General features: G+C 61.1%; 14 protein-coding genes and 1 riboswitch. Of the genes, 10 read left to right on the top strand and 4 right to left on the bottom strand.

Going from position 1 to position 16781, the window contains the following annotated elements; all coding sequences use genetic code 11:
* Together pstA and pstB are read left to right on the top strand one after the other, a co-directional pair.
* Complete coding sequence (gene pstA / locus FFM53_RS04535) at positions 1-858, top strand: phosphate ABC transporter permease PstA (protein WP_138328266.1); 858 nt, start codon at positions 1-3, stop codon at positions 856-858.
* Positions 855-1661 (top strand): phosphate ABC transporter ATP-binding protein PstB, encoded by an 807-nt coding sequence (pstB, locus tag FFM53_RS04530; RefSeq protein WP_138328265.1) that lies wholly within the window; start codon positions 855-857, stop codon positions 1659-1661. The genes pstA and pstB overlap by 4 nt, the downstream gene beginning before the upstream one ends.
* A 24-nt stretch (positions 1662-1685) precedes the next feature.
* On the opposite strand, the gene FFM53_RS04525 is transcribed toward pstB, so the two are convergent.
* Positions 1686-2930, bottom strand: a complete 1245-nt coding sequence (locus FFM53_RS04525; RefSeq protein ID WP_138328264.1) for a cytochrome P450 — start codon at positions 2928-2930, stop codon at positions 1686-1688.
* Positions 2931-2989: 59 nt separating this feature from the next.
* Positions 2990-4243, bottom strand: coding sequence for a GGDEF domain-containing protein (locus tag FFM53_RS04520; protein WP_138328263.1), 1254 nt, complete (start codon positions 4241-4243; stop codon positions 2990-2992).
* A 376-nt stretch (positions 4244-4619) separates the two neighbouring features.
* Here FFM53_RS04520 and clpP point away from each other — a divergent pair, with 376 nt between their 5' ends.
* The 6 genes from clpP (at position 4620) to FFM53_RS04490 (ending at position 13694) form a co-directional block, all read left to right on the top strand.
* Positions 4620-5249: an ATP-dependent Clp endopeptidase proteolytic subunit ClpP gene (clpP, locus tag FFM53_RS04515; RefSeq protein ID WP_003547334.1), complete on the top strand. Its 630-nt coding sequence runs from the start codon at positions 4620-4622 to the stop codon at positions 5247-5249.
* Between the two features lie 303 nt (positions 5250-5552).
* Positions 5553-6830, top strand: a complete 1278-nt coding sequence (gene clpX, locus FFM53_RS04510; protein WP_003547337.1) for an ATP-dependent Clp protease ATP-binding subunit ClpX — start codon at positions 5553-5555, stop codon at positions 6828-6830.
* 401 nt (positions 6831-7231) lie between these two features.
* Positions 7232-9649: an endopeptidase La gene (gene lon / locus FFM53_RS04505; protein WP_138387559.1), complete on the top strand. Its 2418-nt coding sequence runs from the start codon at positions 7232-7234 to the stop codon at positions 9647-9649.
* A 206-nt stretch (positions 9650-9855) separates the two neighbouring features.
* Complete coding sequence (gene hupB, locus FFM53_RS04500; RefSeq protein WP_003547346.1) at positions 9856-10131, top strand: DNA-binding protein HupB; 276 nt, start codon at positions 9856-9858, stop codon at positions 10129-10131.
* 123 nt (positions 10132-10254) lie between these two features.
* Positions 10255-10409: riboswitch (FMN riboswitch) on the top strand.
* Positions 10410-10491: 82 nt separating this feature from the next.
* Entirely contained in the window at positions 10492-11400 is a 909-nt protein-coding gene (gene ribN, locus FFM53_RS04495; RefSeq protein WP_425504949.1) for a riboflavin transporter RibN, read from the top strand.
* 83 nt (positions 11401-11483) lie between these two features.
* Positions 11484-13694, top strand: coding sequence for an esterase-like activity of phytase family protein (locus tag FFM53_RS04490; protein WP_173883541.1), 2211 nt, complete (start codon positions 11484-11486; stop codon positions 13692-13694).
* Between the two features lie 97 nt (positions 13695-13791).
* On the opposite strand, the gene FFM53_RS04485 is transcribed toward FFM53_RS04490, so the two are convergent.
* Complete coding sequence (locus tag FFM53_RS04485; RefSeq protein ID WP_138387556.1) at positions 13792-14781, bottom strand: aldo/keto reductase; 990 nt, start codon at positions 14779-14781, stop codon at positions 13792-13794.
* Between the two features lie 235 nt (positions 14782-15016).
* Here FFM53_RS04485 and FFM53_RS04480 point away from each other — a divergent pair, with 235 nt between their 5' ends.
* Positions 15017-15418, top strand: coding sequence for a (R)-mandelonitrile lyase (locus tag FFM53_RS04480; RefSeq protein ID WP_246413087.1), 402 nt, complete (start codon positions 15017-15019; stop codon positions 15416-15418).
* A gap of 109 nt (positions 15419-15527) precedes the next feature.
* Here FFM53_RS04480 and FFM53_RS04475 read toward each other — a convergent pair whose 3' ends face one another.
* A complete protein-coding gene (locus FFM53_RS04475; protein WP_138328258.1) occupies positions 15528-16133 on the bottom strand; it encodes a class I SAM-dependent methyltransferase in 606 nt (201 codons plus the stop codon).
* 165 nt (positions 16134-16298) lie between these two features.
* On the opposite strand from FFM53_RS04475, the gene FFM53_RS04470 reads away from it, so the two are divergent.
* Positions 16299-16652, top strand: a complete 354-nt coding sequence (locus tag FFM53_RS04470; RefSeq protein WP_138328257.1) for a hypothetical protein — start codon at positions 16299-16301, stop codon at positions 16650-16652.
* The last annotated feature ends 129 nt before the right edge of the window (positions 16653-16781 follow it).

Genomic DNA, 16781 nt, shown 5'->3' with positions numbered 1-16781 from the left:
ATGGCCACCCATTCGGGTTCCATTTACCGCCGCCGCCAGATCGGCAGCATGATCGCGCTGTCGCTCTGTGGCATCGCGACCGTGGTCGGCCTGGTCTTTCTGGCTTGGATCCTCTGGACGACGCTGATACACGGCCTGTCTGCGCTCAGCCCTAGTCTCGTCACGGAAATGACGCCGCCGCCCGGCGAAGATGGCGGCGGTCTCGCTAACGCCTTCATGGGCAGCCTGCTGATGGTCGTTCTGGCTGTTATCATCGCCACGCCGATCGGCGTGCTGGCCGGCACCTTCCTGTCGGAGTTCAGCCGCGGCAAGAAGATCGGCGAAGCAATCCGCTTCGTCAACGATATCCTGCTTTCGGCGCCGTCGATCATCATCGGCTTGTTTGTCTATGAGCTGGTCGTCCGCCCGACGTCACGCTTTTCCGGCTTTGCCGGCGGCATCGCGCTCGCCTTCATCTTCCTGCCGGTCGTGGTGCGCACCACCGACGAGATGTTGCGGCTGGTTCCGGACGTCATGCGGGAGGCAGCACTTTCGCTGGGCATCCCGCGCTGGAAGGTAACGGTCAACATACTCTACCGCGCCGCCTCCGCAGGCATCTTGACGGGTATCCTGCTTGCGATCGCCCGCATTTCGGGCGAAACCGCGCCACTCCTTTTTACGGCTCTGAACAACCAGTATTGGAGCTTGGACATGTCGCAGCCGATGGCGAATATTCCCGTCGTCATCTTCCAGTTCGCTATGAGCCCCTATGAGCAATGGCAGAATCTCGCCTGGGCCGGCGCCTTCGTCATGACGGCGATCGTGCTTCTCCTCAGCGTGGGCTCCCGCGCCATCCTCAACCGCAGGAATGCGAAATGATGCTTGAGAACAAAGCCTTCGAACCTCGCCCGGCCCACTCGGCCATAACAGTCGACAAGATGGCGCTGACCGGCGTCAACTTCTACTACGGCGATGCCCACGCGATCCGCGACGTCACCCTGAGCTTTCCCGAGCGCCAGGTCTCGGCTCTCATCGGTCCGTCCGGCTGCGGCAAGTCCACGCTGTTGCGCATCTTGAACCGCATCTACATGCTCTACCCGAAGATGCGTGCCACCGGCTCCGTCACGCTCGACGGCCAGAATATCCTTGACCCCGGCTATTCGATGAACGAACTGCGCGCCCGGGTCGGCATGGTCTTCCAGAAGCCGGTGCCGTTCCCGATGTCGATCTACGACAACATCGCCTACGGTATCCGTCACCACGAGCGCATCTCCAAGGCCGAGATGGATGTCCGCGTCGAGCAGGCGCTGCGCTCGGCAGCGCTCTGGGAAGAGGTCAAGGACAAGCTGAAGGGCAGTGGCCTCGGCCTTTCCGGCGGTCAGCAGCAACGTCTCTGCATCGCGCGTGCCGTAGCACTTCGCCCCGAGGTGCTTCTGCTCGACGAGCCGACCTCCGCCCTGGACCCGATCTCGACTGCCAAGGTGGAAGAGCTGGTCGCCCGGCTGAAGACGGATTTCACCATCGTCATCGTCACCCACAACATGCAGCAGGCAAGCCGCATCTCCGACAACACCGCCTTCATGTATTTGGGCGAACTGGTCGAATACGGCCCGACCGCCGAGATTTTTCAGTCGCCGAAGGTCAAGCGCACGGAAGACTACATCACCGGCCGCTACGGCTGATCTGCGACGCCGGAGAGGAATGGATCACCACTGCAAATCCAGCCGGTCCAGCCCGTGGAAATGGTAGACATCCTTGACCACGGGTGTCTTTGCCAGCTTGAGGCCGGCCAGCCGCTCGAACAGGATCGGCAGCACGACGTTGAGCTCCAGCCGCGCCAGTGGCGCGCCGATGCAGAAATGGATGCCGGCGCCGAAGGAGAGGTTCGCCGCCTCGTTGCGGTCGGGCTTGAAGGTGAGGGGATCGGCGAATTTCGCCGGATCGAGATTGGCGGCGGCGAGGATGAGACTGACCTTGTCGCCGCGCTTGAAGGAGACGCCGTCTACTTCGGCAGGCTCCAGGGCCCAGCGCTGGAAGATGTGGACAGGCGCGCAGATGCGCAGGGTTTCCTCGACGGTGCGCTCCGTCGTCGCTTCGTCCCGGAAGAGGTCCGCCGGATCGCAGCCGCTGTCGAGAATGGTGCGCACGGAGTTGCCGATCTGGTGCACGGTCGCCTCATGCCCGGCATTGAGCAGCACGATCGTCGTCGAAACCAGCTCCTCTTCGGTCAGATACTGGCCCTTGTGTTCGGTATGGATCATGTGGGTGAGCAGGTCGTCGCGTGGGGTCGCACGGCGTTCGGCGATCACCGTCTTGACGTAGTCGGAAAATTCCTTCGCCGCCCGTTCGGCCTCTTCCTCCTGCTCGCGCGTACGGCCGAACATGTACATGCGGACATAGGCGTGCGACCAGGCGAGCAGTTGTGGCCCCATCTCTTCGGGAATGCCGATCATCCGGGCGATCATCGTCACCGGGATGATGTCGGCAAAGGCCGAGAGCAGCTCGATCTCGCGCTTCTCCGCGAAGCCGTCGATCAGCCGGTTGGCGAGTTCGGCAAGCTCAGGTTTCATCTTCTCGACATGGCGGGAAACGAAGGCGCGGTTGACGAGCGTGCGCAGCCGCGTGTGCTCCGGCGGTTCGAGTTCGAGCAGGGAATAACGTTCCGAGAGATCGAAACTGGCAAGATGCGGCATCGGCTCGGCAAGGCCGAGCTCCTCACGGCTGGCGATATGCAGGATCTGCCGGCCGAAGCGGCGGTCGCGGAGCAGGCCGTTCACATGGTCGTAACCCGTAAAGAACCACTGCTTCTGCTCGCTCCAGTAGAAGGTCGGGCAATGGGCATGAAGTGCGGCATAGACGGCATTCGGGTCGCCGTAGAAGGCCGGGTTGCGGCCGTCCAGCGAGACATGACGGTTGGCGCGGTCGATCGAGAGAAAAGATGGGATCATCATGCCCCGAGGCTTAGCGGATTTGCCGGGCCTCGGGAAGATGCGGGGCAAGCGATCCCGGACTACCCGGCTCGTGACAGCGTACCCATGCGTCGCAGCGCGTCGACCTGGTCGTCGACCGTCGGCACGAGTTCGCCGGCATTGCCGCTCGGCGTGGCCGGTGCAGGGGCTGCGGCCTCCGCTTCGCCGAAGGTGACCGTGCAGTTGCGGCCGGCGGCCTTCGCCGCATAGAGCGCCCGGTCGGCGGCCGAGATCAGCTTGTCGATATTGGCTTCGATCGAGGAGGCGAGCGCGATGCCGATGCTGACGGTGACCGGAACGATCGCTTCGCCGGTGCTGACGGGAAGACGGCAGAATTCGGTGCGGATCGCTTCGGCGATCGCCTCGGCTTCCGTCTGGTCGGCGACGGCGGCGAAGGCGGCGAATTCCTCGCCGCCCATGCGGCCGAAGATGTTGTTCGGAATATACTGGCGGGCCATGCGCGCGAAGGCGGTCAGCACGGCATCGCCGGACTGGTGGCCGAAACGGTCGTTGACGCGCTTGAAATGGTCAAGATCGAAAAGGATCACCGCGACCTGGCGCTGCTCGTTATGAGCCCGTTCCTGGATGCCGTCGAAATAGCCGAGCAGGCCGCGGCGGTTGAGCACGCCGGTCAGCGAATCAGTCAGGGTGAGGGCACGCAGGTGCCGTTCAGAGCGCTCCATGATCAGACGGCAGGTGAACGCAAAGGCGATGGTCAGCAGGAAGGCGCTGGCCATGGCGGAGGCACCGCCGAGATTGGTCGCCTCGATATCGCTTGGCATCGTCAATGCCATCGTCAGCGCCGAGCCGAAGCACAGGCAGCCCTGGAGGATGAACACACCCATCAGCTTGATGCGGGTACGCTCACGGCGCATGTCGCCGGCGGCGACCGCCATGGCAAGTGCCGTCGCACCCGTCGCCGAAGCAAGGTTGTAGAGCACCACCCGGTTGGAATAATCGCTGTTGACCCAGGGCAGGAAGACACCGGCGAGCCAGATTGCCGGCGGCAGCAGTGCCCACCATTCGATCCGCTTGCGGTCGAGTGCCAGAAAACCCGCCACCCAGGCGCTCTGGCCGAGCAGGGCGATGGCATTGCCCGTCTCTACTGAAAGCACGCTGGGGATTTCGCCGCGTAGCGCGACCATCGCAAAGCCGATGCCGGTCAGCAGGAAGCCCAGGCCCCAATAGAGATAGGCCTCGTTCCTGACGTTGTGGCGCCAGGCGACGAACAGCACCAAAGCGAGCGTCATGGCCTCGGAACACCAGATGGCGAGACCTGTAGCGAAATTGAACACGGCAGCAACCCCTTGTCTGTCCGTTCACATCCTTGCCGAGGAAGCTCGCCACTTCCTTAATGTTGCTGCGCCGCGGCATTGTTTTAGGCGGATATCTGCCGGTAGGCTTTCCGTTGGGTAAACGTGTATGAGCACAGTCGAATAGAGTAAGCCTTCCTTCATCCTGTCATGGAGAAAAGCCGGGGGAGACCGTACCAAGGGCTCGCCGTTAACAGGCGTTTGGGGGAAAGAGGCTACCAGGAGCCGCCTTGCCCCGCCTTCTTAACGTTATCCTCATGCGTGTCTTGAAGAGGAGGGCCGGGACACTCTATGTAGGGGTAAGACATTTTTCTTTGATTCCCGGCGCCGGCCGGCGAGACGTTGACAAAGGACGCACATGAGAAACCCAGTCGATACCGCAATGGCCCTCGTTCCGATGGTCGTGGAACAGACCAACCGCGGTGAACGCTCCTACGACATCTATTCCCGCCTGTTGAAGGAACGCATCATCTTCCTGACAGGTGCTGTCGAGGACCACATGGCGACGCTCGTCTGCGCCCAGCTGCTCTTCCTCGAGGCCGAAAACCCGAAAAAGGAAATCGCCCTCTACATCAATTCGCCCGGTGGCGTCGTCACCGCCGGCATGGCGATCTACGATACGATGCAGTTCATCAAGCCCGCGGTTTCGACGCTCTGCATCGGCCAGGCCGCATCCATGGGCTCGCTACTTCTCGCGGCCGGCCACAAGGACATGCGCTTTGCCACGCCGAATTCCCGCATCATGGTGCACCAGCCCTCGGGCGGCTTCCAGGGCCAGGCTTCGGACATCGAGCGCCACGCCCGCGACATCCTCAAGATGAAGCGCCGCCTGAACGAGGTCTACGTCAAGCACACCGGCCGCACCTACGAGGAAGTTGAAAAGACGCTCGATCGTGACCATTTCATGGATGCGGACGAAGCCCAGAGCTGGGGCGTGATCGACAAGGTTCTGACGTCGCGCCTCGAAATGGAAGGCGAACAGGCCTAGTAATTAATAGGGATGGTGTTTTCCTCGCCACAGTTCTATCCCATTTGTGATTGAACAAGGGCTTTCATCCGGCGACGAAGACGCTAATAGTAACTATTAATGCTATGTTGAATTTTTGTGACATAGCATTCGGCATTCGAAGGGGAATTCGTTGCCGCCGGGGCCAGGACATAATTGGTTGGGCCCGGTTCGTAGCCCCTGAAGCCCTTCTCGGCAAAGGCTCCGGAAACGGAGTGCCGCCAGGAGCTGATAGAGTGGACCGCGATTTCGCCTTGAAATGCGGCGTGCTGGAAGGAAAGTGATATGAGCAAGGTCAGCGGCAGCAACGGCGGCGACTCCAAGAACACTCTGTATTGTTCGTTCTGCGGAAAGAGCCAGCACGAAGTCCGGAAACTGATTGCCGGACCGACCGTCTTCATCTGCGATGAATGCGTCGAATTGTGCATGGACATCATCCGCGAGGAGAACAAGTCCTCGATGGTCAAGTCCCGCGACGGCGTTCCGACGCCCCAGGACATCATCAAGGTCCTCGACGAATACGTCATCGGCCAGCGGCAGGCGAAGAAGATCCTGTCGGTTGCCGTTCACAACCACTACAAGCGCCTGGCGCACGCCTCCAAGAACGGCGAAGTCGAGCTGGCGAAGTCGAACATCATGCTCGTCGGCCCGACCGGCTGCGGCAAGACCTATCTTGCCCAGACGCTCGCCCGCATCATCGACGTTCCCTTCACCATGGCCGATGCGACGACGCTGACCGAGGCCGGTTATGTCGGCGAGGATGTCGAAAACATCATCCTGAAGCTGCTGCAGTCGGCCGACTACAATGTCGAGCGTGCGCAACGCGGCATCGTCTACATCGACGAAGTCGACAAGATTTCGCGCAAGTCCGACAACCCGTCGATCACCCGCGACGTCTCGGGCGAGGGCGTGCAGCAGGCGCTGCTGAAGATCATGGAAGGCACGGTCGCTTCCGTTCCGCCGCAGGGCGGCCGCAAGCACCCGCAGCAGGAATTCCTGCAGGTCGACACCACGAACATCCTGTTCATCTGCGGCGGCGCTTTTGCCGGCCTCGACAAGATCATCTCTGCCCGTGGCGAGAAGACCTCGATCGGCTTTGGCGCTAGCGTCAAGTCGCAGGATGACCGCCGCGTCGGCGAGGTCCTGCGCGAACTGGAGCCGGAAGACCTGGTCAAGTTCGGCCTCATCCCCGAGTTCATCGGCCGTCTGCCGGTTCTGGCGACGCTCGAGGACCTCGATGAGGACGCGCTGATCCAGATCCTGTCCGAGCCGAAGAATGCGCTGATCAAGCAGTATCAGCGCCTGTTCGAGATGGAGGATGTGGAACTGAATTTCCACGAGGACGCTCTTCGCGAAATCGCCCGCAAGGCGATCGTGCGCAAGACCGGCGCCCGCGGCCTTCGCTCGATCATGGAGAAGATCCTGCTCGACACGATGTTCGAACTGCCGACGCTGGAAGGCGTTCGCGAGGTCGTTATCTCCGAGGAAGTGGTGCGCGGTTCGGCCCGTCCGCTTTACATCTATGCCGATCGCCAGGAAGAAAAGGCCAACGCTTCGGCGTGAGCTTAGGCTTTCGTGTGATTATTTTGGGGGCTTGCCATAGGCAGGCCCCTTTCTATTTGAAAAACCATGCGAAGCGCTGTTAGTATTTGCCGGTGGGAACCGAAATTGCCTTTGCCGATGTTGCGCAAGGGGTAGTGCTTGGCAATGATGCAATGATCCGTAAGCCTCTTGCTGGCGTTTGCATTTTAGCCGGGTCGGAAGTGGTAAGCGCCGGTCCAGCCACGCGCTTCATAGTGTTGGCGTTCCGTTGTAATAAAGCTGTCACATCCGAGGGACGCGGGCGTTAGCGTGGCTTGAAAAGCGTAGTCAGAACCTCCACTTGTAGCAACAAGTGAGATTGCCGGCCGGTCCCAAGCGGCCGTGCAGAGAGCCCGGCAACGGGACGATGGAAAGGACATAAAATGACGAAGAAAACGTCTGTAGCGAGCAGCACTGCCTACCCTGTTCTGCCCCTGCGCGACATCGTGGTTTTCCCGCATATGATCGTGCCGCTGTTCGTCGGACGGGAAAAGTCGATCCGTGCGCTCGAAGAGGTCATGGGTTCCGACAAGCAGATCATGCTGGTGACGCAGATCAACGCCAGCGACGACGATCCGGATCCTTCCGCGATCCACAATGTAGGCACCGTGGCGAACGTGCTGCAGCTCCTGAAGCTGCCCGACGGCACCGTGAAGGTTCTGGTCGAAGGCCGCGCCCGCGCCGAGATCGACACTTATACCAGCCGCGAGGATTTTTACGAGGCGCTCGGCCATGTGCTCGAGGAGCCGCATGACGATCCGGTCGAACTGGAAGCCCTGTCGCGTTCGGTCGTCTCCGAATTCGAGAGCTACGTGAAGCTCAACAAGAAGATTTCGCCCGAAGTGGTCGGCGCCGCAAGCCAGATCGACGACTATTCCAAGCTCGCCGATACGGTCGCCTCGCATCTGTCGATCAAGATCACCGAGAAGCAGGAGATGCTGGAGACCACCAGCGTCAAACAGCGCCTCGAAAAGGCCCTCGGCTTCATGGAAGGCGAGATCTCGGTCCTGCAGGTCGAAAAGCGCATCCGCTCGCGCGTCAAGCGCCAGATGGAGAAGACCCAGCGCGAATACTACCTCAATGAACAGATGAAGGCGATCCAGAAGGAACTCGGCGACGGCGAGGAAGGCCGCGACGAGATGAGCGAACTGGAAGAGCGCATCTCCAAGACCAAGCTGTCCAAGGAAGCCCGTGAAAAGGCCGATGCGGAACTGAAGAAGCTGCGCCAGATGAGCCCGATGTCGGCGGAAGCCACCGTCGTGCGCAATTATCTGGACTGGCTGCTCGGCATTCCCTGGGGCAAGAAGTCGAAGATCAAGGCCGATCTCAACAATGCCGAGAAGATCCTCGAAGCCGATCACTTCGGTCTCGACAAGGTCAAGGAGCGCATCGTCGAATATCTGGCCGTGCAGGCCCGTGCCACCAAGATCAAGGGCCCGATCCTCTGCCTCGTCGGTCCTCCGGGCGTCGGCAAGACCTCGCTCGCCCAGTCGATCGCCAAGGCGACCGGCCGTGAGTATGTCCGCATGGCGCTTGGCGGCGTTCGCGACGAAGCCGAAATCCGCGGTCACCGCCGCACCTATATTGGCTCGATGCCCGGCAAGGTCATCCAGTCGATGAAGAAGGCGAAGAAGTCCAACCCGCTCTTCCTGCTCGACGAGATCGACAAACTCGGCCAGGACTATCGCGGTGATCCGTCCTCGGCCCTGCTCGAAGTGCTCGATCCGGCCCAGAACATGACCTTTATGGACCACTATCTGGAAGTCGAATACGACCTGTCGGATGTGATGTTCATCACGACGGCAAATACGCTGAATATTCCAGCGCCTCTGATGGATCGCATGGAGATTATCCGTATCGCCGGCTACACCGAGGATGAAAAGCGCGAAATCGCCAAGCGGCACCTGCTGCCGAAGGCCATCAAGGAACATGCGTTGCAGCCGGAAGAATTCTCGGTCAGCGACGACGCCCTGATGTCGATCAGCCAGCAGTATACCCGCGAAGCCGGCGTCCGCAACTTCGAGCGCGAGCTGATGAAACTCGCCCGCAAGGCGGTCACCGAGATCATCAAGGGCAAGACGAAGGCCGTTCACGTGACGGCTGCCAACATCTCCGACTATCTGGGCGTCCCGCGCTTCCGCCATGGCGAAGCAGAGGGCGAGGATCAGGTCGGCGTCGTGACCGGTCTTGCCTGGACGGAAGTCGGTGGCGAACTGCTGACCATCGAAGGCGTGATGATGCCGGGCAAGGGCCGCATGACCGTCACCGGCAATCTGAAGGAAGTCATGAAGGAATCGATCTCGGCAGCGGCCTCCTATGTCCGCTCGCGCGCTGTCGATTTCGGCATCGAGCCGCCGCGCTTCGACAAGAGCGATATCCACGTGCACGTGCCGGAAGGCGCGACGCCGAAGGATGGCCCCTCGGCAGGCGTCGCCATGGCAACCGCGATCGTCTCGATCATGACCGGCATTCCAGTGGACAGGCATGTGGCCATGACCGGCGAAATCACCCTTCGTGGCCGTGTGCTGCCGATCGGTGGTCTCAAGGAAAAGCTGCTCGCAGCGCTTCGCGGCGGCATCAAGAAGGTGCTGATTCCGGAGGAAAACGCCAAGGACCTGGCGGAGATTCCTGACAACGTGAAGAACAACATGGAGATCATCCCGGTATCCCGCATGGGCGAGGTGATCAAGCATGCGCTGATCCGGCGGCCGGAGCCGATCGAATGGGATGGCACGGTGGAAACGCCGGTCATCGCATCGGTCGAAGGCCTCGATGAGACAGGCGCAACCATAGCGCATTGAGTGGCCTTTGCCACATTTATGCCCAATTGGCCCAAAACACGGAAAAAGGCTGGCGGAAACGCCAGCCTTTTTTGTGAAAACGTCATGTAGACGCTTGCTTTTCCTTGATTTGCAGGGCTTTTGGGTTTTCGGCGGGCCTGATGAAACCTATTCTGCGCCTAGCTTACTTTTGAGTCGTTTCATACCATTTAGAAAGGGGTGGAAACATGAACAAGAATGAACTCGTGTCCGCAGTAGCCGAAAAGGCAGGACTGACGAAGTCTGACGCGGCTTCCGCTGTTGACGCGGTTTTCGACGTTGTCCAGGCTGAACTCAAGAACAAGGGCGACATTCGCCTCGCGGGTTTCGGCAGCTTCACCGTTTCTCATCGTGCCGCATCGAAGGGCCGTAACCCGTCGACGGGCGCTGAAGTCGACATTCCGGCTCGCAACGTGCCGAAATTCACGCCCGGCAAGGGCCTGAAGGACGCCGTCAACGGCTGATCTGAGATTATCCCACCAGCCGGAAACGAGACCGGTTGTGCAGGATTTAAGAGGGGTTCGGCTTTGCCGGACCCCTTTTGCTTTGGCGGGCCTTGCTGTCGCCCGGGCTTTAATCTACGACGTTTCTGTTCTCAGGGCGGGGTGAAACTCCCCACCGACGGTAAGGGTTTCGGCCTGAGCCCGCGAGCGCCTTCTCTCGTGTCCAAGCGGGGGAAGGGTCAGCGGATCCGGTGCGATTCCGGAGCCGACGGTTAAAGTCCGGATGGAAGAGAATGAGCGTCGGCCGTGCGAAGGGCAGGGGTTGCCCTGTGTCGCCTGTCGGGGTTCATGCGTCCTGATTTATGTTGGTCCCTTTTATGGATGAAAGACATGAATCAGACTTCCGTTGCCGTCGAGCCATCCCGCGCCGTTGTCGGGGCACTCTGGATGGTCCTTGCCGGCATTGCCTTTTCGCTTCTCAACGTCGTCACCCAATGGCTGACGATGAAGCTTGCCTTTCCCTCGGCGTCGGCAGCCTTCTGGCAATATGGCTTCGCCTTCCTGTTTTCGCTGCCGTTCCTGAAGAGGCTCGGCCTTGCGGCGATGCGCACGCGCTATCCCTGGCGTCACCTTGCGCGCGTCGTGCTTGCCGCGCTCGGCGTCGAGGCTTGGGTCGCCGGCCTTGCCGCGGTGCCGATCTGGCAGGCGATCGCACTGGTGATGACCTCGCCCTTCTTCATCATTCTGGGCGCCCGGCTTTTTCTGGGTGAGCGCGTCGGCCCGGCCCGCTGGACAGCGACGGCGGCGGGCTTCACCGGAGCGATGATCATTCTGCAGCCATGGTCTGATGGTTTTGGCTGGGCGGCTCTCTTGCCTGTGCTTTCGGCGCTGCTGTGGGGCGCCTCGTCGCTGATCACCAAGAGCCTGACAGGCATCGAACGGCCGGAGACGATCACCGTCTGGCTGCTCGTTCTGCTGACGCCGATAAACGGCGGGCTGGCGCTTGCGGCAGGCTTTGCAGTGCCGACGGGCGCAACCCTTGCTCTGTTCCTGCTGGCGGGGCTGCTGACTGCCGTAGCGCAGTATTTCCTGACGCTTGCCTATGCCGCAGCGGATGCCGCCTACGTCCAGCCGTTCGACGATCTGAAGCTGCCGTTGAACGTGCTGGCCGGTTGGCTGTTCTTCGGCTATGCGCCGGCGGGTTACCTCTGGCTGGGAGCGGCTCTCATCCTGTCTGCTTCGCTGTTCATCATGCGAAACGAGATGCGCCGGGAGCGGAAACTTGCCTGACATGATTTGACGCAAAATGCCGCATCTGTCATGCCTCTGTCATGCGGCTCCCGCAGAAAACTCATGTTTCGAATGTTCGACACATGGGGGATTTCATGACAATTTCATCGCGCAGCGCAGCGCTTGCTGCCGTGCTTCTCGCATCGGTAGCCTTTCCGGCCGCGGCCGAGCCGGTTTTCAACCGCATCGCTTCCTTCCCGGTCGCAGAGAACCTGCCGGCCGACAAGGACAAGCTTTCGGTGAGCTCCGCCGAGATCATCACCGCGACCGACGACGGCAACACGCTGATCTATAGCGACAGCCCGCTCGGCGCGATCGGCTTTATCGACATTACCGATGCCAAGGCCCCCAAGGCAGGCGGCGCGCTGATGATGGACGGCGAGCCGACTTCGGTCACCTCGAGCGCCGGCAAGGCGCTGGTTGCCGTCAACACCTCCGAAAGCAAGGCGAAGCCCTCGGGCCGTCTGGCGATCGTCGACGTGGCGACCAAGAAGATCGAAAACACGTGCGATCTCGGTGGTCAGCCGGATTCGATCGCCCTCAACAAGGACAAGACGCTCGGCACCATCGCAATCGAAAATGAGCGCGACGAAGACGTCAATGACGGCAAGATCCCGCAGATGCCGGCCGGCGATCTCGTCGTCTTCCAGGTCAAGAACGGCACCGTCGATTGCGGCACCATCAAGCACGTGACGCTGACCGGGCTTACCGGCGTCGCCCCGGAGGATCCGGAGCCGGAATTCGTCGCCTTCAACGGCCTGAACGAGATTGCCCTGACGCTGCAGGAAAACAACGAGATCGTCATCATCGACGCCAACACGGCTGAAGTGAAGACGCATTTCTCCGCCGGCAGCGTCGATCTCACCGGTATCGACACCAAGCGTGACGGCGCCCTGAAATTCTCAGGCGAAGCCAAAGGTGTGCTGCGCGAGCCCGACGCCGTGAAGTGGCTGGACGACAACCGCCTCGTCGTTGCCAATGAAGGCGACTACCAGGGCGGCTCGCGCGGCTTCACCATCTTCGATAAGACGGGCAAGCTTCTCTACGAATCGGGCGCCTCCTTCGAACGCGCCGTCACCCATATCGGCCACTATCCGGAAAGCCGCTCGGGATCGAAGGGCGTCGAGCCGGAAGGCCTCGAAGCCGCCAAGTTCGGTGACATCAAGTATTTCTTCCTGCTCGCCGAGCGCGCCTCGGTGGTCGGCGTTTTCAAAGATACCGGCGCCGATCCCGAACTCGTCCAACTGCTGCCATCAGGCATTTCGCCAGAAGGCGCGATCGCCATTCCCGCCCGCAATCTCTTTGCGACCGCCAACGAGGTCGATCTCGGCAAGGACGGCGGCACGCGCTCGCATGTGATGATCTACGAGCGCTCGGAAGGCGAGAAGGCCTATCCGCAGATCGTCTCCGCCGAGAAGGACGGCAATCCGATCGGCTTCGCAGCCCTTTCGGGTCTCGCTGCCGTTCCGGGCAAGCCGGGCATGCTCTACGCCGTCAGCGACAGCGTTCTGGGTTCACAGCCGACGATCTACACGATCGATGCCAGCAAGAAGCCGGCCGTCATCACCGACGCCCTCGTCGTCAAGCGTGACGGCGCTCCGGCGCAGAAGCTCGACATCGAAGGCATTGCGGCTGCCGCTGACGGCTCCTTCTGGCTCGCCTCGGAGGGCTATAGCGAGCGTCTCGTTCCGCACGCCCTCTACAACGTCAATGCCAAGGGTGACATCAAAGCCGAAATCGCCCTGCCGAAGGAGCTCGTCGCCAACGAAATCCGCTACGGCTTCGAAGGCGTGACCATTGTCGGCACCGGCGACGACACGACGCTCTGGATGGCGGTCCAGCGCGAGTGGAGCGACGACGAGAAGGGCTTCGTCAAGCTCGTCTCCTACAATCCGAAGAAGAAGGAATGGGGTGCCGTTCGCTATCCGCTCGACAAGACGGAAAGCGGCTGGGTCGGTCTGTCGGAAATATCGGCCGAGGGCGACAGCGTCTACATCATCGAGCGCGACAACCTTGTCGGCGATGCCGCCAGGCTGAAGAAGCTCTACAAGGTCGCGATTTCGGAGCTGAAGCCCGCCAAGCTCGGGGCCGAGCTGCCGGTCGTCAAGAAAACCGAAGCCCATGACTTCCTCGGTGAACTGAAGTCTGCCACCAACGGCTATGTTCTGGACAAGCTCGAAGGCTTCACCTTCGACGCATCGGGCAAGCCTTACGCGGTCACCGACAATGACGGCGTCAGCGACTCCTCCGGCGAGACCCTGTTCTTCCCGGTCGAGCTGAGCGCGACAAACTGAAAGCTGCCCCTCACGCTAGCCCTCTCCCCGTAAAAACGGGGAGAGGGGACGTGCCCTGCGAAAGGTCGGCGTCGGACGGAGAATCAGCACTCCATGCCTACCAGCGCTGATGCACATGCGGCGCGATCAGCCGCTCGTAGATCTCGCGCGTGGCCGCCATGACATCGGCCGAAAGCGGCGCAAGGTCGGCGGCGGCCGCGTTGGCCTTGGCCTGCTCGGCATTGCGGGCGCCGGGGATGACGACGGTGACGGCATCGCTCATCAGGATCCAGCGGAGCGCGAAGGCGGCCATGGTGGCGCCCTCGGGCACCAGCTTGCGCACCTCTTCCACCGCCTGCAGGCCGACTTCGAACGGCACCCCGGCAAAGGTCTCGCCGACATCGAAGGCTTCGCCGTTGCGGTTGAAATTGCGGTGGTCGTCGCTGGCAAAATGCGTGTCCCGGGTGATCTTGCCGGAGAGAAGACCGCTGGCGAGCGGCACGCGGGCGATGATCGCCACATTCCTGCGGCGCGCTTCCTGGAAGAACAGATGGTCGGGGCGCTGGCGGAAGATGTTGTAGATGATCTGGATGCTGACGACGCCGGGATATTCGATCGCCTTCAGCCCGTCTTCGACCTTTTCGACGCTGACGCCGTAACCCTTGATCTTGCCGGCCTTCTGCAGCGCGTTCAGGCCCTCGAAGACCTCAGGCTGATAAAGCACGTCGCGCGGCGGGCAGTGGAGCTGCACGAGGTCGAGGCTGTCGACGGCAAGGTTCGTGAGGCTGCGGTCGATGAAGCCTTCGAGATTAGCCTTTGTGTAGCCTTCCGAGACATGCGGGTTGAGGCGGCGGCCGGCCTTGGTGGCGACCATCGGGCGCTTGGCCGCCCCACTCGTCTTCAGCACATCGGCAATGATCTTTTCCGAGCGGCCGTCGCCATAGACATCCGCCGTATCGATGAATGTCATGCCGGCATCGAGCGCGGCATTCAACGCCGCGCGTCCGTCCGCCTCGCTGATATCACCCCAAGAGCCGCCGATCTGCCAGGCGCCGAAGCCGACATTGGTGACGGTGAAGGGCATGCGGCCAAAAGCGTGGTGTTTCATGAAAATCCTCCCTACTGCATGTCGCCCGGACGTGTGCGGGGACAACGGCATGCATAAAAACAAAGAGCCAAAGCGCGTCGCATGATTCAAGCAAGATGCGACGCGCTGATGAAAGACACTGGCACTATCAGCCGGGTGACTTTGCGGCAATTGTCGATCCGGCTTTGATTGGTCGCCCCGATGAAATATCGTTCTGCTACAAGGCTTCAACCGCATGGATGGAAAAGGAAAGATCATGGAGATCAAACCCGTCGGCTCTCGCCCGTCAACGAAGCCACCGGCCGACTATTTCACCGGCGCCGTTCGCCAGGATCCGCTGATGGAAACGCCGGCGCCGGCACGGGCGAGGGCGGTCTCCGTCACCTTCGAACCCGGCGCCCGCACGGCCTGGCATACGCATCCGCTCGGCCAGACGCTGATCGTGACATCAGGCAAGGGCCTCGCCCAGAATTGGGGTGGGGACATCCGCGAGATCCGTGCCGGCGATACCGTCTGGTTCGCGCCGGGCGAAAAACATTGGCATGGTGCTGCCCCGGATACGGCGATGACGCACATCGCCATTCATGAGGCGCTGGACGGCAATCACGTCGACTGGCTGGAGAAGGTCAGCGACGAGCAATATTCCGGCCAAGCGTAAAGCATGTCACGCAAAAGTGTGCAGCGGTTTTGCGGTGAAGACATGCGCAATACCAAAGACCTAAAGCGCGTGAAGCGAATCTGAAAGATCGCGCCGCGCTTTAGACTGATCAGAGCCGCTTCAGGCAATAGGAAAAATGCGCGTGCGATTCGACCGTCAGGAACTCGAATTGCCAGCCGTAATCCTTGCAGAACTTGGTGACCGCCTCGACGACGCCATAGACGATCGGCTTGACCGTATTGCCGGTGCAGAAATCATGCCCGGCAATGCGCCCCGTCCGCTTCACCTTCTTTTCGCAGAGCAGCAGTTCCTGCCAGGTGAGCTCGAAGGAATGATCGGTATCGATATAGGCCCAGTCGAGGAAATCGTCTTCGAATTCGGCAAGCTTTTCGAGTGATGTGCCTTGCATCAGGTGCAGCCGGCCTGCCTCGATCTCGGCCGCGAAATTCGTGTGGATCGAGTCGAGCCCGGAGCTGTAGCGATCCATCGACCAGGGATCGATGAGGTAGAGCTCTGCCGGGCGATTCTTTTCCAGGATCTCGGCCGTATATTCGCCGAAGGCTGCTCCCACCTCGACGCCGATGCCGCCGTTCGGAATCCGATAGAGCAGCTCGCCGCGATCCGGCAGCAGACGGGCATTTTCCATGTGGTGGGCGCTGAGCGGGGTGCGCGGCATGCTCGCCCGGAGCGCCTGCCTTTCTTCACGTGTCTTCATCTCTGATCTCGGGATTGCGGGCGACTGACGGCCCTGATGCGGTTTGACGGGAAGGTAGGAGCAGCCGGCACCGATGACAACCGCATGACAGGAATTTGCTTCTTTCGAACAAACCGCTAAGTTCCATCTGTGAACTGACGAAAAAGCCTCGGGAGGAGCGATTTCATGAGACGCATGTGGCCTGAAGAATTCAACGCCATCATCAGCGGAGCTGAGGAGGTGATGTTGGAAACACCAGCCGAGGCCGGCGAAGCGCCGCTGCAGCGCAAGGCGCTGAAGGCGCGAATCACCATGCAGGATTACGAGCGGATCTGGCCGCTCGCCGAGATGCGCTTCCGGCTTGGCGAAAGAGATGGCAAGGCCATCACGCTGATCACCACCAATCCCCATTACCACGCCTGGCACCCGAAGGACGGCGGCAGCGTCGATTCCGAGTCGGACAGCGGCCGCCATTACAAGACGGATTATCTCGTCGTGCACTTCCTGCTCGACGACGTGAAGGAAACGTCTCCCGCCTGAGGTGCTGAGGCCCGGTGCGGCCGGAAGCCGCACCGGTGTCCTGTGGAAGCCAGGTTGATCCCGACGCTGATGACAACAGCGGCGATATCGCTAAGCTTGGCGAAACATATCCTTACGAATTGGAGGTTC

It is taken from the genome of Rhizobium indicum (genome assembly GCF_005862305.2).
GTDB classification, from domain to species: Bacteria; Pseudomonadota; Alphaproteobacteria; order Rhizobiales; family Rhizobiaceae; genus Rhizobium; species Rhizobium indicum.
The sequence above is the reverse complement of the archived record's forward strand: the minus strand, read 5'-3'. Positions and strand labels throughout refer to the sequence as shown.